Source organism: Wolbachia endosymbiont (group A) of Hedychridium roseum (assembly GCF_964028325.1).
Lineage (GTDB): Bacteria > Pseudomonadota > Alphaproteobacteria > Rickettsiales > Anaplasmataceae > Wolbachia.
In genome coordinates this window covers 147,443-168,482 of the sequence record NZ_OZ034755.1, presented here as the reverse complement: position 1 = coordinate 168,482, position 21,040 = coordinate 147,443, and the positions used below count along the sequence as shown (strand labels likewise).

Sequence of the window (21,040 nt, the reverse complement as noted above, 5' to 3'; positions counted from 1 at the left end):
AAGCACTGCCTTTGTGTTTGTACGAACATTGAGATATAAGAGTCAAGAAAAAAGATGTCATCCCAGTGCCCAGACACTGGGATGGATCTGTTGCAAGGTGATGTTTTACTCGCTTGCTTTGCCAGCTCTTTTACATATTTTTCTGCTTTCTCAATAATCTCATACTTTATGGCAAAATCATTATCTGGATCAACAGAGCCGTTTTTTGCTGGAAGATCTCTCACATGTCCAAAGGATGCAGCTACTTTGAACTCTTTACTTAAATATTTGCCTATTGTCTTTGCTTTCGCAGGTGATTCAACTATTAATAACGCCATATTGTTAATTATTTTAGTACTTAAAGATAATATGTTGAGAAATATACGATGAAAAGTAAAAAAATATTTTAATAGGTCTTGTGAATTTTACAGAGTAGGTTGTTCATGGTTTCCAGAAAACCCTTGGACCTTGCTATTTTCAAGTGACTTTGAAGGCTGATTACAACAATATATGATTGCAGCAGCAATAAGACAACAAACTCCAACCGCTACTCCAACCGCCAACATTTCTAAGTAAACTGCAATAGTTATTCCTAAAGCAACTCCAGCTATTGCCAGTACAGAAGCAGCTATAATAGTTCTCTTTTCACTTCGTGGAGCAGCAGCATTTGGTTTACTTGGTTGTTGATTATTGTTTTGAATACCAATTTTTTGATCTGAAACTTCAAGCTGCTCCTGTTCAGGAGTTTTTTCTTCTTCTAGGTTACTTGGCAGTACATCATCGTCTTGATTTACTTGATCCAAAACTTCAGGCTGCTCCTGTTCAGGAGTTTTTTCTTTTTCTGGGTTGCTTAGCTGTACACCATCGCCTTGAGTATTATTTTCTTGATCTGAAACTGGTATTTCAGGTTGGCTTAGCTGCTCCTGCTTATTTCCTGGTGTTTTTTCTTCTTCTAGGTTACTTGGCAGTACATCATCGTCTTGATTTACTTGATCCAAAACTTCAGGCTGCTCCTGTTCAGGAGTTTTTTCTTCTTCTTGTTTTATTCCCAAAACTTCTAATGAATTTTTAAGAGCAGCAGATTTTTCCTCAGCAGAACAATTAATATCTTCCTTCATATTTTTACCTCTTTCTACCAATAGGTCTATTGGGGACTTGTCATTATTGTCCTTAGCATCAATTTTTGCCCCACCTTTTATTAATGCTTCTAATTTGGGATAAAAACGTTTATTTACTTCTTCAAGCTGAAAACTCTGACCTACCTCCTCAACGCTGTTGCAATATTCTGAAACAACGTAATGCAGCAAGGTTTGCCCTAAAGAATCAGGAGTATTTAGATCTACTCCATTTTCAATTAAAGATTCTATAGTAGAAACATCACAACATCCTTTAACTAATGCGTTTTTGCCACTGCTATCCTCTTCCATTAAGTCAATGTTTGCTTTATTTTCGACGTGTGGATAAATATTATGCTCTACAATCTTGTGTGATATAGGAATACCGTTTGCATCCTTTAATCCTATAATTCCTTTCTCAACAAAAACATTCATCATTGAATAGTATGCTTTCTCTGTTTCCACGCGATCATAATAAAAGATGTAATCAGTCCATAAACTCTTTCTATGATTATCTACAAACTGGTCAATACACACATCAAGTGAAGTTACGTGTTCACTATTTGAAATATCGTAACGTACACCTTTATCTATAAGTGAGTGAAAAAAGGAAACAGCATTCTTAAGAGATATAATTACACTCTCTCTTGCACAACCTTCCCTAAATTCCATTGAGTTCATTTTTGACTGGCATTGATCAAAAAGCTTAATTATATTTTTATAGAGAGGACTTGTATTACAACTGATGTTATTATCTTGTGTATCTTTCTGAACATTAGGGTTACTACTATTTTCGGAAGAAGACTTCTTAGAAGAAGGTTGACCAAAATTAAAAGCATCAAAGTTAAATAACGTCTTTTTTAGAACAAAATCATCAGAATTAGGGTTATTAAAATACTTAAAGAAATCATGGAAAATCGTATTCCCGTCACTATCTTGCACATTAATATCGTCCACATCTAACTTCCCTAACAGCAAGCCTGCGGTTTTATAAGAATTTAATTTGATAGCAAGACGTAAAGCGTCAATCAGAGATACTTTTGCTCCTTTGCTAATCAAATAATCAACAATTTGCTCATGATCTTCTTTAATTGCATAATTAATCGGAGTAATACCAATATATATGCAATCATACTTAATATTAATATCGACACTGAACTTTTCTACTACTGTGCGTACAGATTCTAGATCACCTGCAAGAATTGATTGGTACAAAAAGTGGTATGGTTGCTTCCTTATATAATCTGCAAATAAATCATCAGATTTTGCTGTATTTTTCTCTTCACAACCACTTTTATCATATTCTTTTCTTTTTTTCTCGTTGGATAACACTTCATATGCCTTTGAACCTCTAGAAATGGCATTACAAGATCTTGCATTTCTTTCGATTCGGACTCAGATAAAATACCACCACCACGTTGCTTTTCTGACAATTCTCGATATCTTTCTTTTTTTTTAGGTGGGAGTTTATCAGGATGATATTTCAGTGCTAATTTTTTATAAGCTTTGTTTATTTCTTCCGGAGTAGCATCTTTATTTACTTCTAGTATTTCATAGTAGTTCCTAGCCATATATACCCCAACTCACAAATAATATATATTAGCATCATATGACATAAAAATCAAGTGAACTCACCCAGGAAAAGTAGAGATGTAGACAATGCTGGAATTTCTATATACTATAGCTTCCTACTTCATACCGCCACGGCGCTAACAAGCAGTGGGATGACGGTTGTCAGGCTAGTACCTTCTCCTGTCATCCCAGTGCCTTCTTCTGTCATCCAAGTAGCTAACACTGGGATCTCATTTTACTTTATGACGGTGTCGTCCTAATACCTTCCCCTGTCATCCAAGTAGCTAACACTGGGATCTCATTTTACTTTATGATGATGTCATGAAAGTAGCTGACACTGGGATCCAGAAGACTTAATTTCAACCAAATAATAAAGGCTAGATCCCAGTGTCACGCACTGGGATGACAAAAAAAGGAGCACTGGTTCACCTTATGACGGTGTCATCCAAATACCTTCCCCTGTCATCCAAGTAGCTAACACTGGGATCTCATTTTACTTTATGATGATGTCATGAAAGTAGCTGACACTGGGATCCAGAAGACTTAATTTCAACCAAATAATAAAGGCTAGATCCCAGTGTCTAGGCACTGGGATGACACCTGTAGCCCTACGTCATACCGCGATTCATTCGCGGTATCTCTTAACATAGATCCCGCTAACACGTAGCGGGATGACGGTTGTCGGTGAACCTAAGTTACTTTAGCTATAAACATTAAGAAATTTACCAAACGAAAAAAAAGGCAAAAGAAGCCCTAGTCATTGTCTATTTTCAGTATTGGCGTTTTTTAAGTCTTAAACACTGCAATTTAGCTGCTTTTAAATGCAACTCACCTACACCGCAAGTGTTTAAGAAATTTACCAAGCAGGAAAAAAGGCAAAGAAAACCCAGAGTAGCTAGTATTCAAATTCTCCCTTGTCAATTTGACGTTTTTTGCTGTCTTAAACGCTTTGTAAGCGCGTTTCGGCTTATATAGGTAAAAACCTAAAAATTTTTAAAGACATGCAATGCACGTAGTGCGAAAAATTAAACATGAGACGCCAAATACCCTAAGTTTTTTGTCATTAACCTGCACAGATTGCGAAGATAAATAAATAGCTTCACTATCATGATAAGGGGGCTGGCGAAGGGTGTCAAGTAAGTTTTCGTAGCTCTCATGGTTTAAAAAGCTGGATTCCAGCGTCACGCGCTGCCATGTGGTATACAAATTTCCTTCGAATTACAACGTACGTGCACTCTATATGCACTTGATTGACAAATGCTCTCTTATCAAAATCTCAAGAATCTGCACTATATTTAGTGCTGCACCTTTGCGCAGGTTATCAGCTACTATCCACATATTTAATCCGTGCTCAACAGTATTGTCTCGTCTAATACGCGATACATATACAGCATTCTCCTGTACAACATCAATTTGAGTTATGTATTCACTGTCTTCACGCCTGTTGTATACTAAAACTCCACTATCTTCGGCTTCACTTAGCACTTCACGAGCTTGTTCTTCAGTGATATGTTGACCAAATTCCACATTTACTGCCATAGCGTGGCCGATAAAGACGGGTACCCTTACACAAGTTGCAGTAACTTTTATATCTTCCTCTAAAATTTTTTTTGTCTCCTCTTGCATTTTCCATTCCTCTTCTGTAGAACCATTCTCCATGAATTTCCCTACATGGGGAATGCAATTAAACGCTATTTGCTTGGGGAATATCTCGGGCTTTTTAGTCTCATTCATGAAGATTTTTTTTGTCTGGTCATAGAGCTCATCCATTGCTGCTTTGCCTGCGCCAGAAGTTGATTGATAAGTTGAAGCAACGATTCTCTTTATTTTTGCTTTCTGGTGTAATAGATGTAGTACTAGCAGCATCTGTATTGTAGTACAGTTTGGGTTGGATATTATGTTGTGGTTTTTATATTCCATAATTTTTTCTTTATTAATCTCCGGAATAATGAGTGGCACACCCTCTTTCATTCTAAAATGGGAAGTGTTATCTATTACGATGCACCCAGCCTCAATTGCAGTCGGTACGTGTTTCTCAGAAACATGAGATCCGGCACAGAAAATGGCTATATTAACTCCAACGAAGTCATAATTCTCAAGGCACAAGACAGTTAATTCTTCATTACCGAAACTCACCTTCTTCCCTTCTGATTTTTTCGACGCAAGTGCAATAACAGAATCTATTGCCTCATCTTGAAACTCAGCAAGCGTGCTTAATACCTCACGCCCTACTCTTCCGGTTGCTCCAATAACAGCAATTTTGTATCCCATATAGATGAACCTCTAACTTTAAAGTTCTATTATATTTTTACTGACAAAATTTACAATTGTTTTAATATTTTTACCTTGCAATTAATTGTAATTTAGCTATTATTATGCAATATTAGTAATATTACATAATAAAGTGAAAGATGAATAAAGAATACAATGAAACTAAGGTTAAACCTGCAATGTCTACACCTCAAGAGCCTGAAAGAACCAATGGATTAAAGGCTCAAAATGTTCTTTCGAAAAAAAGAAAGCCTGCAATAAATTTTGATGATAAAAAGTATGGTGTAAAAAACCTTAAAATAGACCAACAGTTCCTAAATAAAAGACAAGAATCTTCAAAGCTAAGAGATTTCTTAAGATCAATACCAATAATAGGGAGATTTTTAGCAAGGATTTTCACACCTGAAAAAATAGAAATCATCAGTAACCCTATATATGACAACATGGAAGCATATGAAAAATCGCAAGCAGGTCACTCCAGTAAGATAAAAGATGAGACTAGTGTAGATGATGAACACGCAAAAGAAGTAGATAGTAAACTTGAGAAGGGTAATGTTGAACAAGTGGACAATAAGAAAAGTCGTTAAACTCTATTTTATTGTGCAGGAGCTCTGCAGTACCAAAATAAATAAATGGGTATGCCACTTGCGGTGAATAAGCTTCCGATCAGCAAGGTATTCACAGAAGTTTCAAATATTACCCAGCAGCAAAAGGTTGTTGCTATACTGCCAATTAAAAATTTGTAATAGTTTTTCTCCTTTATAATAACCTTGAGAAAAGCAAGACTGCATGCAAGGTAAACAAATAAAAATGAAACTACAGAAAAGTCGATAATTGATGTGATCTGTTTAGCAAAATTGTTGCTTGAAGTGAGAATTAGTAGAACTGAAGTGCCAACGGAGCTGATTGTTATGCCCCAGAAAGGAGAACCGTGCTTGTTTCTTTTAGCAAAGAACTGTGGCATCAGTTTATCTTCTGCAAGGCCAAGGGCCACTTGTCCACTAGCTAGTACCCAAGCATTTAAACTGCCAACACAAACAATAAAAGCAACAATAGAAATGATCAAATGCCAATTACCAGGAAACATAATTTTTATTGCGTCAACATACGGCGCTTTTGAATTAACTAGATCATTGCCGTTTATCAATCCCATGATTGCAAGGCTATTAATGAAATATATAACTGCAACAGAGATTGTGCCAAGTACTATGGCTCTTGGTATAGTCTTTGCTGGATCATTGACTGATCCTGCAGGTGCTGTTGCTGATTCAAGTCCAATAAAACACCATAGAGTGAGTAGTGTAGAGCGAGCAAGGACTTGAGACATCGTGAGGGTTGATATTTCCTCACTTATGATAAAATTATTCCTATCAAAGAAAAACAACGCTGTTACTGGTATAGCAAGCAGTGCGGTAATTTTGACAGTCATCAATAAAAGCTCAACACATCCAGCAGCAGTGACACCTCTTAAATTTATTAGTGTAATGATCGTAAATAATAGTATTTCTAAAAATAAGCGTATATTTTGAATATCTCCATGAAAAAGCGAAGTAAGATAGCCAATACTTGCAACGATTACTGCTGTCGTGCTAACCCATGAAATTACCCAATATGTCCAACCAACAAAGAAAGCTGCAGCAGGGCCAAAAGCATGCTTTACATAAACGTGAGGACCACCCGTTTCTGGAAATTTTGCACAGAGTAAGGCAAAAACCAAAGCAAGAGATATAGCACCAAGCCCTGATATCACCCAGCTTACAAGGCTGTACATGCCATATGGAGCAAGGCTAATTGGAAGCATAAAAATTCCAGAGCCAATTTGGCTACTAATCACTAAGGCAAAAATAGCCCAAAAACCTATTTTATTTGACACAATAATTTTTATCTAAATAGACTAACGATATAACTGAAGCTCAGAAATTTCAATCGATCTTTATAAAAACTTGCATTTTTTAAATTTATGCATATAATGAAATAGATTATTAGGAGAAGGCTATGAATCCGAGGTTAAAAACATTTTTGGTTGTTTGTGGGTATGTTTTATTAATTGGTGCTGCTATTGGAACATTATTTTATCATGATTCTCTGCTTAAGATCTTTATTAATGCGCTTTATGCATTCCTTCTTGCCAAAACTTCAAGTGAGGTATTAGCTGCTTTTGGAACACTTGCAATTTCTCTTGCTGCCTGTGTTGCATGCTATGGCATACATAAGCTCTGTTCTATCTTTACAGAAAAAATTACAAGCAACTATCAGTCTTTCAAAAATAAAAACAGTGATGATAGTATTTTTTCTGAAGTATATAACGACCCAACAATAGGGTTGAAAGATAAGATTCTATTTTTCTCTATATATTTAATATATTACATTCAATTACCATTTTTGTACTGTGCATCGAAAATATCTGCCCTTAATGGGTGGCTGCTACTGAGTACTAGAAGAGAAATACCAAGTAATCACATATTTCTTGTGCTTATAAATGCTGTATTATTAATTCCAGTAGCACTTCTTGAATTGATAAAGTATCCATTAGTGAGGCTTTTCTCACCTTTGGGTTTGAATGTAAAGCAGCTAAGCTTTTTGTTTAATGTAAGTGATGTGGGCACTGGCAGTCAAAGTGTTCACACGAGTAGTTTTGAACATAGTATTTTCCAATGCGCTCAAGAGTTAAAACAGAAATTTGGAGCTCAACCAAATGTACTCAATAAAGAGTTTGAAGACTACATAAATAATTCAGATGAGCTTACAACTGAGCAAAAAGAGCAATTAAAACTTTATCTTAACTTTAATGGTTCCAATGGAGCAGCTTATAGAGAATCAAAAACTAGCCTTACTCTCACGCAAGCTGCAAATTTAGTTTTGACTGCAGCTAAGGATCAAAAGTCAGATATAGATTTTCTAAAGTGCATGTTACTGATACGTTTCAAAGAGGGAAATGGTAAGTGCAATCTAGGAATGTTCAATCGTATTATTTATTCACTCAGTTGTCTTGAAGCTAAAAATAACTTTACAGTTGAGGTAAACGCTCAAGTGTATGAGAGAATGCCAAGCATTACAGAAAAATTCCTGAGAAGCTGTAACAATAAAAAAATTACAGTTTTAAAGGACAATTTTGATAATTTTTATTCTGATGGTGATATGGATCCTCAAATAAAAAGCAACATCAGTAAACTGATAGAAGAAGCAAAACAATCTGTCTTTAATGAATTATATGTGGATTATTACAATAGGTATGGGCAAGATGTTGGAAGAGGCCCTATAAAGCATAAATTAAAAGAGTTAATTACAAGCGATGATGTAAAAGAAGCAATAAGCGCTGTTATAGATGGTATAGAAATTCCTCCAGTACCACCTACTTATCTTGAAAGAGTAAAAGCATTTTTTGGAGGTCATGCAAGGTCTTCTGCTGCTTAGTAGTGCTATAGCAGAAAACTTTTTTATTTTAACTAAAAAAATTACTTCTGCATATTCAAAGCCTTATTATAATGACAATTAGAGATATTTAGAGAGCTCAAAATCTATCTCCGTCTGCAGACTTTTCATCTAAATTTCAGTTAAAAATGTGGCGTATCTTCTTCAGCGTGTATACATATACTTAATCTCTGCCCAATGTACGTTGCATTTTTTCTGAATCTTGTTCATATGGGGGATTCTATGTCTAAAATTCCAGACACTTGACTTTAGCTAAAAACCATCTGGCGCCTATGGTTTTTTATAGTTTTGTCTTCCCTTTTCTGAATGGTTTGCAAGCTGCTGTAGCTAACCAAGAAAGGTTTCCCTACGTCATACCGCCGCGGTATCTCTTAACCGCTAACAAGCAGTGGGATGACGAAGTTATCGTCATCCCACCGCGAACCTTCACATCGCCGCAGACCGTCATACCGCCGCGGTATCTCTAGATCCCGCTAACAAGCAGCGGGATGACGAAGTTATCGTCATGCCACCGCGAACCGTCATATCGCCGCAGACCGTCATACCGCGATTCATTCGCGGTATCTCTTAGCATAGATCCCGCTAACACGTAGCGGGATGACGATTCTTCAAATCGTCAAGGTGTCATCCGAGTAGCTTGACTACTTGGATCCAGAAAACTTAACTTTAAATAAGTGGCTGCATAATAAAGACTAGATTACAGCGTCACACGCTGGAATGACACCATTTTCGGTCTCTTAAATTGCTTTAGCTACAAACATTAAGAAATCTACCAAACGAAAAAAAGGCAAAAGAAGCCCCGTGGTGCGAGTTTTGACTCTATATTACTGTAAGTGGCGCTGTAATAATGTGCTAACGCTTAAAATAAGCGCGATTTGGCTGAATGTAGAAAAAATTTAAAAGACATGCAGCCGCTATAATTTTATGTAATCCGCCAAAAAATACCCTAAGTTTTTTACTGAATTTTGTTATTGAGCCTGCAGGTCAAAAACAAGTTTTGAGTCATGAATACTCTTGTTATCATAATAAGGGGGCTGGCGGAGTTTGTCAAGGAAGTTTTTTCGTTTCTGCGAGCTACCTGAGTTTATTGACTTCATTAGAGCCAAAACTCTTGAGACCTAGGTGATAATTCTATCTAAAAGGATGCCAAAAAAGAGAAGCAACCCTACGTAGGAATTATTTTTAAATATGGACATGCATTGACTGGGATCGTCAGGATTGAAATTTTTGTATTGGCGGTGAAATATGAACCCTACAGCAAGTAGAGCAATATAAAAGATGTTATTTAATGATGATAAGATACCAGCATATAGCCACGTCATAAGAGATATTAAATAAAATCTTTTCAACCAAGATTTTGTTGTATCACCAAAATATAATGCGGTAGATTTCATTCCGAGTTTTTCATCATCTTTTTTATCTTGATGAGCGTATATGGTGTCATAGCTAAGTGTCCAAAAGACGCATCCTATATAAAACAGCAAGGATTCTATACTGATCTGGTTTATTATTGCTGCTGAGCCCATGAGCGATCCCATATTGAAGGTAAACCCTAAGAACAATTGTGGCCACCAAACATACCGCTTTAATAAAGGGTAAGTAGCTATCATACACATTGAGATTATTCCAAGTATGAGTGTGGTTTTATTAGTTAACAATAAAATTACCAAGGCGATAGATAGTAGCAGTGAGAGTAAAACCAAAGCCTGCTTGATGTTTAATGCACCACTTGCAAGTGGCCTATATTTTGTTCGTTCAACGTGCGCATCTATTTCCCTATCGAAAATGTCATTGATTATGCACCCTGCAGGTCTCATTAAAAATGCACCTATAGTAAATAAAACAAGGAGAAAAAGAGCCTGATACGATAGAGAAGTTGAGGCTAAAAGAATACCGCTCAAACTGGGAAATAGCACAAGCCACAAACCTGTTAAACTGTGCAGTCTCATTAATGAAAAGTAACGGTTGAAATACATTAATTAAGTGTGATTATGTAATATTTTGCTTACATTAACAAAATTATCGAACGCTAAATCAGGCTTGAAAACTAACTCAGGTATAAATCGCAAATCAACATAACACAATATAGATTTACGTATTGACCATGCAGATTGGTTCATTTCATTAACAACAGTGTTAATATCACAATTATCCTCAGAAGGATCTCCAGTGCGTGATGCTGAAATCCATGTACTTTTTTCTGAATCTGAGTAGTCAGCTACTTGGATATTCAATGAAGATAACACAATATATACATCTGCTTTTTTCAAATCTTTACTTAATTTTACGTCAGATACCGCTACATTTTTATTGAACACCTTACCTTCCATTAGGACTCTTGATATTGCTCTATGCAATACCGATGCTATTTTTAGGTTTCTAATTTCCTTTTTCATATCCATCTACTATAACACCCTTTCTTCTTGCACTAATTGATAAGCTTCCAAAATATCTCCAACTTTAATATCGATATTACCCTCTAGTGATACTCCGCATTCAAAGTTTACACCTACTTCTTTAACATCATCTTTAAATCTACGTAGTGCTTTTAACTTTCCTTCATGCACCAATTTGCCACCACGCACTACCTTAATTAAAGAATCTTTTCTTATGACTCCATCACTTACGTAACATCCAATGATATTACCAGCTTTAGATACGTTAAATATTTGCCTCACAGATGCAGAACCAACACGAACCTCTCGTGTAACAGGCTTTAACATTTTAGTTAAATACATTCTCATGTCGTCAATGAGCTCGTATATTATGTTATAAATATGTATTTCTACACCTTTTTGTTTTGCCAAGTCCCTTATTTTTGAGTCCACTTTTACATTAAAAGCTAAAATTACTGCACTTGATGCTTCTGCAAGCAGCACATCTGAATCTGTTATACCTCCTACTGCTTTGTGTAGGATATTTAATTTCACTTGGTCTTTACCGAGTTTATCAATTGAACTTGATATCGCTTCAATAGAACCAGTTACATCGCACTTTAAAACTACAGATAGTTCTTCTGTTTCACTGTTATTACGACTGAATATATCTAAATTATTGTCGTCTAAATCTTCTTTCTTTTTCTTGATCAACTCTAGCCTGTATTCAACAATTTCACGCGCCTGCTTTTCAGAATTTACAACAACAAATTTATCTCCAGCATTTGGCACACCATTTAGACCAGTAATTTCAATTGGAGCGGAGGGTAGTGCTGCTTTTTCTCTTTGACCAAGGTGATTAACCATACTACGTACTTTGCTGTATGTTGTACCAACTACCAATATATCACCAACCTTTAACGTTCCTTCCTCAACTATCAATGTAGCTGATATTCCTTTCGCTTTATCTATTTTGGATTCTATTACCCATCCAAGTGCTCGACAATCTTTTATTGCTTCTAGCTTCATTAATTCAGCGATTAACAAAATCGCCTCTTCTAGTTTATCTAAATTAGTTTTCTTTTTTGCTGATACTGGCACAATCATAATATCACCACCAAGCTCTTCAGAGATGAGATCATATTGAGGCAAACTATTAATTATTTTTTCTACATCACCAGGTTCAGATTTATCAATTTTATTAATAGCAACTATAATAGAAACATTTGCTGCTTTTGCATGATTTATTGCTTCAACTGTTTGTTTCATGATTCCATCGTCAGCTGCAACTACTATTACAACTATATTAGTAATATTGGCACCACGTGCACGCATCGCAGTGAACGCTTCATGTCCTGGTGTATCAATAAAAGTAATTTTTTGCTTATCTTTTGTCGTTATTTGATAAGCACCTATGTGTTGAGTTATGCCACCTGACTCTCTTTCTGCAACATTAGATTCACGAAATGCATCGAGCAATGAGGTTTTACCATGATCAACGTGTCCCATAAAAGTGACGACTGGTGGTTTAGGTTCTTTAGACAAGCTTTCCCTGTCTTCTATGAAAAATAAATCCTTTTCTCTGTTGGTATCGCTCACTCGTTTAGCCGTATGATTGAATTTTTCCACTATTTCATATGCTATATCTGGATCCACCAGATCATCTACTCTATAACTCTCACCGACTTCTTCTTTGAACATTTTTAGCACACTCTTGCTATCTTCTGCCATACGAACAGATAACTCCCTGATAGTTATTTTGTCTGGTATAATAACTTCTCTTGATATATTTTTACCCTTAGTAAACTTTGACTTTCTACTTCTTATACCAAATCTTTGCTTAAATACAGGGGGTTGTTCAGTTTTTTCATCTATTGCCTGTGCAATTACCAGTTTAGAATGCTTAGAATATATATCTTTGTTGACTTTAGAAGACTTTTTATCGTCGCTCTCATAGTCAATATTATCTTCTCTTAGTTCAACTAAGTGAGTATTACTTAAAACTTTCTTATTTATTTCTTTAGATAAAGTGTCCGCTTCATTTTTCTCGTCAATCTCTTTATTGCTGTCTTCTTTTGCTGTTTTCTCTTTTTCTTCTCTCTGATTTCTTTCTTTCAGCAAAGCAGCATTCTGCACAGCATTAATGCGGAAAATTTGTTCTTTCTCTGTTAAAGAACCTAATTTACTCTCGTCAAATAAATTATGTTCTTCTGCATCATGAGATTTTTTTCTTCTTTTTTTTACTATTGTAGCTCCAGTACTTGGGCTAGCTGAAGAGTTTAAATTGAGGTCTAATTTAAGCTTGCTTAAGCCTTGGAGCGTTAATTTTTTATTACTGATATCTTCATTATTCATATTATTTTATTATATTAACCCAAGCTTTTTACGTGCTTCTATGATTATTGAGTCTACTGTATCTTTTAGATTTTCTTTACTATCAGCTGAGGAAGAGAGTATGCTGCAAAACTCATAACTTGATAAATCTGCTATGTCCTCTAAAGTCTTAATATCATGTTTACTAAGAGCAATTTTATTGTCTATTGATAAAGTTAAATTGATTACATCATCTTCCATACCTAGACTTTTTAGCTCTTCTATTTTTCTATCATTTTCTGCTTTCAGGTGCTTGTTTGCTCTGTTATGAAGTTCGTTTGCAATATCCTCATTAAAGCCCTCTATTGAAGAAAGCTCTTTAATTGAAGCGTTGGATATATCTTCTACGCTTGAAAAACCTTCTGTTACCAATAGCTGACCCATAATCTCTTCTAAGTTTAAAGCTTCAGCAAATAAAGCTGAACATTGACTAAGTTCTTTACTTCGCCTTTCTGATTCTTGCTGAGTGCTTAATATCTCAATTTTCCATCCAACAAGCTCTGAAGCTAATCTTACATTCTGGCCCTTTTTTCCTATAGCTAAACTCAATTGATCTTCAGCAACTATTAACTCTATGCAATTTTCATTTTCATCAATAATAACCTTCGATACTTCTGCAGGAGTAATGGCTTTAATAACAAATTGACCCAAATCTGAGGAGTAATTTATAACGTCAATTTTTTCACCATTTAATTCGTGTATAATAGTTTTTATTCTATCTCCCTTAACTCCAACACAAGCACCTACTGGATCAATGTTCTTGTCAGGAGAGAAAACAGCAACCTTAGACCTTGAGCCGGCGTCTCTAGCTATACCTTTAATTGTTACTAACCCGTCAGCAATTTCTGGTATTTCTTGATTTAATAATGCCTCTAAAAAGCCTTCATGAGTCCTAGAAAGAATAATTTGACGTCCATCATCAGAGCGCTTAACGGTCTGTATGTAAGTTTTAACCTTATCGCCTTCACGAAATGATTCACCACCGGTCAAATTTCGCAATGGAAGATATGCCCTAGTGCCATTTATGTCTATAATAAGATCTGAATATTCTACTTGTTTAACAATACCATACCTTATTTCTCCCACCTTATCTTTAAATTCCTCATATTGCTTTTTTGACTCTTCATCTTTAATTATTTGAGCAATCTTTTGCTGGGCAATCCTTGCTGAAGCAAGATCAGTGTTAAGAGAGAGCAATTCACTAACAGTATCTCCAACTTTTGCATCTCCTTTTATTAATTTAGCTTGTGTCAGCGTAATTGATTCATACTCAGTGTTCTCTTCTTCATTTGATTCGTCATCAATAACTTTTAGTTTTCTGTATGAAGTAACTTTGCCTGTATTTCTATCTATATTAACTACAATTTTACTTTTGCTACCATACTTTTGATAAGCCACTGCTTCTATAGCACTTTCTAGTGCCTTTATTACAACATTAAAATCTAAACCTTTTTGAAGTGAAAGTTCTCCTGCTGTTTTTATTACATCAAGGCTTCCAACTATGTTATTCTTGTTACTTTTCTGCTTAACACTGCTTTTACGATTAGCAATCATAATAAATAAATCCAATGTAATTAGTTATAATTATAGCTTCAACGGGCAAAGAACGCTATCTTAAATGTTAAATGATTGCTAATTTAAGTCAAGTTTTTTCATGTCTTTGTATGACAAGCAACGCCGGAATAAAGAATAAAGTTAAGACCGTTGCAGCCAATATTCCACTTGCTATGGTTGTTGAAATGTCAACCCACCACTGGCTTGATGGAGCATCATATGTGATTTGTAGCGTAAAAAAATTGATATTTAACCTGGTAATCATCGGTATTAAACCAAGAACTGTGGTTGCAACGGTAAGCAATATTGGCCTAACGCGAGAAATTGCAGCGTTTATTACACATCGCTTGATGTCATTTTTGTGTACCTTAATTTGGTGATGAAAGGCATCAAGCAATAGTATGTTATTATTTACTATAATTCCTGCCAAAGCAATTATCCCCACTCCACACATAACAACTACGAAAACTTGTTGGATAAGAAAGAAAACAAAAAACACACATGTTGTGGATAAAAACACTGCTGTCATTACGATAAATGTATGGTATACATTATTAAACTGTGTCACTAATACCAATATCATTAGTGTAATTGCTAATATAAAAGCCTTTAACAAAAATGTTCCTGATTTTTGTTGATCTTCTTTGTCGCCTTTAAAATCAATTTTTACTCCCTTGTCCCAATCCTGGGCAATAGAATTCTGAATGAACTTTACTCTTTCATTAACAAGATAGCCTGTATCCACATCAGCGGAAATTGTCACTGTACGTAATCCATCAATCCTATTTAGTTTGTTTACCTTTTTTTCGGGAGCATATTTTACTATGTTGCTCATAGGATGCGGGCCATTAACTGTATTGATAAAAAGATTATCTATAGTCTTCATGTTGCGGTCCCTTCTGGGGAAACGGAGTACAATATCGATTTCTTCATCCGTGTTATTTGGTCTATATTTTCCAATCAACACTCCATTTGTAACCATCTTTATAAAATCGCCAATGGTTGCAACACTTACTCCAGAACTTGTAGCCTTACTCTTATTAACACTCATATTCCACTCTATTTCAGGTGCTGATCTGCTATCTTGAATATTTATAAACCCGGATGAAGGTTGGTCCATAATTTTTAGAATTTTCTCTGCTGCTAAATTCAGATTGGATGCACTTCCGCTGAGGTTAATTTGTATTGGCTTGTCAGCCGACGGTCCTGACTTTTCCTCTTGAACATTAATTATTATTCCTTTCATGTCTTGCACACTGCTCCTTATATCGTTTAATATGTGCTTAGCTTTGCGCCTGAAGCGCCAATCCATAAGTTCTAGTTGAATTCTGGCGATAACGTTGTCTGAAAATGCTCCTGATCTAGCATAAGAAACATGAATTTCTTTTTCAACGCTCAAAATGCGTTCTTCCACTTCTTTGAGTATCAGATCTCGTTCTTTGGCTGATAAGCTTTCTTTTGCTTTAACACTGATTAAAATATTATCTGAATCCACTTTCGGAAAAAACTTCACTCCAGGACCAAAGGTAAAGTACAGCACACTAAATGAAAACAGGACGAATACAGTAGCACATATGAATTTTTTAGAATGATCTAAAACCTTCTCTAGCATGCGTATGTAAGCTCTTATTATAGACCCAGCATTTTTTATCTCACCACTTTCTATAGCACTCATTTTTTTTATTTCTTTTTTTGAAGTTATTGAAGGCTTACCAAATATTGCACCAAGTGTTGGTATAAAAACCAAAGCCATAATGAGCGATCCAGTCAAAGTTAGAATTATTGTAATTGGTATGTACTGCATGAATTTACCAACAGTATCAGGCCAGAATAATAGAGGAAAAAACACTGCTAATTTAGTTAACGTCGATGATAGAACCGGATAAAACATATCACGAACTGAAGTGTGAAAGGCTTCTACTTTGTCCATTCCGCAGATCATCTTTCTATCGGCATATTCGCTGATCACAATTGCATCATCAACCAGCATGCCAACAGCCATGATTAAACTGAAGAGCACAACGATATTTAAGGTTATGCCCATAAAGTAAAGAGCTATTATCCCAATGAGAAAGGAACCGGGTATCGAGAGTGCCACAAGAATAGCAATCCTTGTTCCCATAGAAAGCATCATTATGATCAATATTAACAACACAGCGAATATTATGCCGTTTTCCAAGTCATCAAGCACATCGCGGACGTTTTTTGACTGGTCATTTAAGTACACCACTTTTAAATTTTCAGGTAATTGATCTTTTGCCTTATCCATTAAGTATTTTACTTGATTTACTGTGTCTATTATGTTTTTTCCGTTACGTTTTGAAATTTCTAGCACGACACTAGGTAATCCATTAATGCGAGCAAACCCTTGGTGATCCTCAAACCTAGGGTATACTTTTGCTATATCTTTGATTCTCAAAACTGCATCGCCTTGAGATCTAATAGGAATATTCATAATATCTTCTATATCTTTTAATAACCCTGATATTTTAATCGAATATTTACCGGTATCATTTTCCAGTGACCCAGCTCCCACTAGTCTATTATTGCTTGATATAGCTTGGAATATTTCGTTTGATTGAATGTTATATTTTGTTAGAACTGTGGGCTCAATTATAACTTCCACTGTTTCTTTACGCATACCTGCCACTTCAACTTTGAGAACATTTGGCAGAGATTCTATTTCTTTCTTTAGCTTGCGTGCTATTTCAGTTAAGGCTCTTTCTGACAAATTACCAATTAAGCCGACATTGAGTATCGGAAATAAGCTCAAGTTTATTTCATTGATTATCGGAGATTCCGCTTCAACAGGTAACTTCGATTTTATGTTTGAAAGCTTTGAACGGACATTATCGAGCACTTCTTTATTATCATACTCTGTTCCAAATTCGAGTATCATGTGAGCACCATCATTAGTTGCAAAAGCTCTCAATTCTCTTACACCTTCGATGGATCTTAGTTCATTTTCTATAGGCAGCACTAATAGCTTTTCACTATCTTGAGCAGAAATCCCAGGAAGTCCAACAAACACGCTGATTATAGGAATCTGTATATCAGGGTTACTTTCCCTTGGCATTTTTACATAAACGTATGAACCGAAGATAAAAATTACTATAAGTAATAATACCACCGCCCTGTTTCGCTCTATGAGTAAGCTCTGCATGTTGAATGTTAACTAAATATGTGTGTTTGTACAATATTATAGTCGAGATACGTTGCATATTAATTAATCCTTGTATAGCTTTAAAACTTTACGCAAATAATTAAAATTTTCGCAAAATTGCAAGTATAAGAAAATTTCTGTATAATAATTCTAGAACAGTATTTGAGAGGTTATTATGGTGGCAATTTTAAATGTAACAAAAGGCAAGAGAAAAGTTATTGTGTCTGGATTAGCTGGAGCTTTATCAGCTTTAATATTTTTAACAGCAATCCACATTGCCGCAAAGATAGCCATTATCGTTTCTGCTGCTGCAGTTACTTACTTATTACTTTTGCTGATTCATAAAATAAGAACTAAAGCTGAAATTACTCGTGTTTCAGAAGATGAAGGTGAAGAAAAAGATACGGAAATATCCGTAAAAGAACCAAAAAGAACTGAAACTGAGCTAGCAGAAGAATTAAAAAATAAAAGAGCACAAGAAGAAATGAAAAATGGACTACCTGAACATATGGATTTCAAAGGTAATTCACTTTCTAAAAGCACTAACGCTGATGATACAAGTCGGACTAAATACGCAACGAACTATATGGACTTAATGCGATCCCCTCCTATGCATATGAATGGATATGAAAAAAAAATCAAAGAACTTACCAATGCTCCGAGGACTTTTTTCAGTGATAACTTAATGAGAATGCCAGAGCGGCTAACTATGGAAGATATTGTTAACCAACGTGGTTAGAGTTTATATCAAACTCTTCATCTTATATTGAGAATCAGATGCAATGCCGTAGACCCTATTTGGCGGAGCAATTTTGTTCTCTATACCAAAAACTATACCTTCAATTATTGCTGTGAGTACTTTTTCAAGGTTACAGTCTGCTCCAGGAACACGGTGCTCTAGGCGGCATCTTTTGGAATCGTTGCCAAAATAGGGAATTCTTATCGCAGCAGTTCTGTTATTTACTCCCCAACTAATCGTAGTTGGAGTGTGAATATCCGGGTACTGAAATCTTAAATATGAATCATCATTTGGAGCAAAAAACAACATATGTTTTTTCATCATTGCACATAATCCGCCAATACTATGAATCAAATAATCACTATACTTTTGCTCATTGATATAAAATAAGTTATCGTTATTTGAATTCACGAGATTAACATGCACATTTAATGCACTGCCTGCTCTATCCAAATAAGGCTTTGCTTTAAAAGAAACGTTCCCACCAAGTTTTTGTACTACTTCAGTAAGTAATTGTTTTGCTAACTCAAAATGCTTAATTAAATTGTCGGAGTTCGTATAACAACCACTTTTTATCTCATATTGATGTGTAGAATTCTCCTTCTCGCAGGAAAATTCAAGAAATGCTATTTTATTTTTGATGCTATTCAGAAATAAATATTCTTTTTCTATTCCTTCAATGTAAAACTCTAGTTCAATACCGAATACAGCATGACAACTCAAATTACTTAATATAATCATAAATTTGCTTCAGTAAATCTATATTAGGTTAGCTATATTTATATGAATACTTTACTTATTTGCCAGTAAATTTAACATCTTATTTATACATAATGTATTACTATTTTTAATAGCATGCTTCTAATCCTCGATACAAGCGACATTTACAAATTTTTCATTTTTTTGAAATAAAAATGATCAATTTTAGTGTTTTTATACCCTTTACAACTCATCAAAAAATCACCATAATTTTTAGTATGTATTAAGTAGTATTAGCTTTTCATTTTGCAGTAAGCTATTGATTATCTTATATTTTTCTAATTGTTGCTTTTTTCTTGGTATGGTATATGAACTTAACTAGCCCTAAGGTTTCTACTATGTTTTTTGATCAGATTATTACAGTAACGGATCACAATGTTACTTGGGAAAAAATCCAAAATTGTCTTTATAATCTTTATGGAGAAGCAACATATAACAGCTGGCTGAGTTCGCTAAAATTTGTCAGTAGCAGAAATGGGGAAGTTCTTTTATCCGTGTCAACAAGGTTTATAAAAGAGTGGATTACAGTTCATTACATGAAAAAAATATTATCATTATGGCAAAGCGAAGATAAAAGCATACGTTCTATTGATATTCAAGTAATTGAGGAAAGGAATTCAAATTTTAATGTTATACTAAAAAACAGAGAGGAAAGTAATCATAATCTTGGTTCGCCGCTGGATCCAAGGTTCACCTTTGATAATTTTGTAGTGGGAAAGCCAAATGAATTAGCATTTACGGCGGCAAAGCGTGTGGCAGAATCTATAGATCCAATATTAGGCAGCAATCCTTTGTTTCTATATGGTGGAGTGGGACTTGGTAAAACACATCTAATGCATGCTATAGCCTGGCACATAGTCAATTCCCCATCAGAAAAAAGAAAAGTAGTATATTTATCAGCAGAGAAATTCATGTACCAATATATTACAGCGCTGCGAAGCAAAGATATTATGTTATTTAAAGAGCAATTTAGATCAGTAGATGTATTGATGGTAGATGATGTGCAATTTATCAGTGGTAAAGATAGTACACAAGAAGAATTTTTTCACACTTTCAATGCATTGATAGACCAAAATAAGCAATTGGTTATATCAGCTGATAGGTCTCCTAGTGATCTTGATGGAGTGGAAGAAAGAATAAGATCACGACTCGGTTGGGGGTTGGTGGCAGATATTAATGAAACAACTTTTGAATTAAGGCTTGGTATATTGCAGGCAAAAGTGGAGCAGATGAATATGTATGTTCCGAAAGATGTCCTAGAGTTTTTAGCAAGGAACATAAAATCTAATATAAGAGAATTAGAAGGAGCATTAAATAAGGTTACCCATACCTCATTAATTGGAAGAAGTATGACGGTAGAATCAGCTAGTGAAACCCTAATCGATCTTCTTAGGTCAAATCATAGGTCAATCACAATAGAAGAAATACAAAAGAAAGTAGCTGAATTTTTCAATATAAAGGTTGCAGATATGCAATCCAATAGAAGACTTCGCAGTCTTGCAAGGCCAAGACAAATAGCTATGTATTTTGCCAAAAAATTTACGCAAAAAAGCCTACCAGATATTGGGAGAAACTTTGGTGGCAGAGACCATGCTACCGTTATACATGCAGTAAAACAAGTAGAAAATTTTATAAAGACCGACTCAAAATTTGCTGATGAAATCAATCGATTAAAAAAAATGTTTAAGTAGCGTTGTTAAAATAGCTA

Annotated in this window: 14 protein-coding genes and 1 pseudogene; 4 read left to right on the top strand and 11 right to left on the bottom strand. The window is 35.1% G+C overall.

What is annotated here, in order from left to right; translation table 11 throughout:
* Window positions 1-104: 104 nt before the first annotated feature.
* From ABWU23_RS00780 to ABWU23_RS00765, 4 genes and pseudogenes are all read right to left on the bottom strand, one after another.
* Window positions 105-317: pseudogene (locus ABWU23_RS00780) on the bottom strand (toprim domain-containing protein); the annotation flags it as partial.
* A gap of 87 nt (window positions 318-404) precedes the next feature.
* Window positions 405-2,426 carry an ankyrin repeat domain-containing protein gene (locus ABWU23_RS00775; protein ID WP_353270630.1) on the bottom strand — a complete coding sequence of 674 codons (2,022 nt, stop codon included), beginning with the start codon at window positions 2,424-2,426 and terminating at the stop codon, window positions 405-407.
* Entirely contained in the window at window positions 2,330-2,665 is a 336-nt protein-coding gene (locus ABWU23_RS07235) for a DnaJ domain-containing protein (RefSeq protein WP_410530042.1), read from the bottom strand. Before ABWU23_RS07235 ends, ABWU23_RS00775 begins: the two co-directional genes overlap by 97 nt.
* Window positions 2,666-3,902: 1,237 nt before the next feature.
* Window positions 3,903-4,937: an aspartate-semialdehyde dehydrogenase gene (locus ABWU23_RS00765; protein WP_253307369.1), complete on the bottom strand. Its 1,035-nt coding sequence runs from the start codon at window positions 4,935-4,937 to the stop codon at window positions 3,903-3,905.
* Window positions 4,938-5,077: 140 nt separating this feature from the next.
* Between ABWU23_RS00765 and ABWU23_RS00760 the strand changes: the two genes are divergently transcribed.
* On the top strand, window positions 5,078-5,524 hold the full coding sequence (locus ABWU23_RS00760) for a hypothetical protein (protein ID WP_253307368.1): 447 nt from the start codon (window positions 5,078-5,080) through the stop codon (window positions 5,522-5,524).
* A gap of 8 nt (window positions 5,525-5,532) precedes the next feature.
* Here ABWU23_RS00760 and ABWU23_RS00755 read toward each other — a convergent pair whose 3' ends face one another.
* On the bottom strand, window positions 5,533-6,810 hold the full coding sequence (locus tag ABWU23_RS00755; RefSeq protein ID WP_353270629.1) for an APC family permease: 1,278 nt from the start codon (window positions 6,808-6,810) through the stop codon (window positions 5,533-5,535).
* A 122-nt stretch (window positions 6,811-6,932) separates the two neighbouring features.
* Here ABWU23_RS00755 and ABWU23_RS00750 point away from each other — a divergent pair, with 122 nt between their 5' ends.
* Window positions 6,933-8,351 carry a hypothetical protein gene (locus tag ABWU23_RS00750; RefSeq protein ID WP_265017439.1) on the top strand — a complete coding sequence of 473 codons (1,419 nt, stop codon included), beginning with the start codon at window positions 6,933-6,935 and terminating at the stop codon, window positions 8,349-8,351.
* Window positions 8,352-9,487: 1,136 nt separating this feature from the next.
* Here ABWU23_RS00750 and ubiA read toward each other — a convergent pair.
* The 5 genes from ubiA to ABWU23_RS00725 all read right to left on the bottom strand — a co-directional run bounded on the left by ubiA (window position 9,488) and on the right by ABWU23_RS00725 (window position 17,834).
* The gene (gene ubiA, locus ABWU23_RS00745; protein ID WP_253307364.1) at window positions 9,488-10,345 is read right to left on the bottom strand and encodes a 4-hydroxybenzoate octaprenyltransferase; all 858 of its coding nucleotides are present in this window, start codon (window positions 10,343-10,345) and stop codon (window positions 9,488-9,490) included.
* 3 nt (window positions 10,346-10,348) lie between these two features.
* Window positions 10,349-10,765, bottom strand: a complete 417-nt coding sequence (locus ABWU23_RS00740; protein ID WP_164225054.1) for a ribosome-binding factor A — start codon at window positions 10,763-10,765, stop codon at window positions 10,349-10,351.
* Between the two features lie 9 nt (window positions 10,766-10,774).
* Window positions 10,775-13,099: a translation initiation factor IF-2 gene (infB, locus tag ABWU23_RS00735; protein WP_353270628.1), complete on the bottom strand. Its 2,325-nt coding sequence runs from the start codon at window positions 13,097-13,099 to the stop codon at window positions 10,775-10,777.
* Between the two features lie 9 nt (window positions 13,100-13,108).
* Window positions 13,109-14,671: a transcription termination factor NusA gene (gene nusA, locus ABWU23_RS00730; RefSeq protein WP_264731488.1), complete on the bottom strand. Its 1,563-nt coding sequence runs from the start codon at window positions 14,669-14,671 to the stop codon at window positions 13,109-13,111.
* A gap of 88 nt (window positions 14,672-14,759) precedes the next feature.
* Complete coding sequence (locus ABWU23_RS00725) at window positions 14,760-17,834, bottom strand: efflux RND transporter permease subunit (RefSeq protein WP_353270627.1); 3,075 nt, start codon at window positions 17,832-17,834, stop codon at window positions 14,760-14,762.
* Window positions 17,835-18,009: 175 nt separating this feature from the next.
* Here ABWU23_RS00725 and ABWU23_RS00720 point away from each other — a divergent pair, with 175 nt between their 5' ends.
* A complete protein-coding gene (locus ABWU23_RS00720) occupies window positions 18,010-18,573 on the top strand; it encodes a hypothetical protein (protein ID WP_353270626.1) in 564 nt (187 codons plus the stop codon).
* 3 nt (window positions 18,574-18,576) lie between these two features.
* On the opposite strand, the gene ABWU23_RS00715 is transcribed toward ABWU23_RS00720, so the two are convergent.
* Window positions 18,577-19,314, bottom strand: a complete 738-nt coding sequence (locus tag ABWU23_RS00715) for a glutamine synthetase (RefSeq protein WP_265017437.1) — start codon at window positions 19,312-19,314, stop codon at window positions 18,577-18,579.
* Between the two features lie 326 nt (window positions 19,315-19,640).
* Here ABWU23_RS00715 and dnaA point away from each other — a divergent pair, with 326 nt between their 5' ends.
* Entirely contained in the window at window positions 19,641-21,023 is a 1,383-nt protein-coding gene (gene dnaA, locus ABWU23_RS00710) for a chromosomal replication initiator protein DnaA (protein ID WP_253309363.1), read from the top strand.
* The last annotated feature ends 17 nt before the right edge of the window (window positions 21,024-21,040 follow it).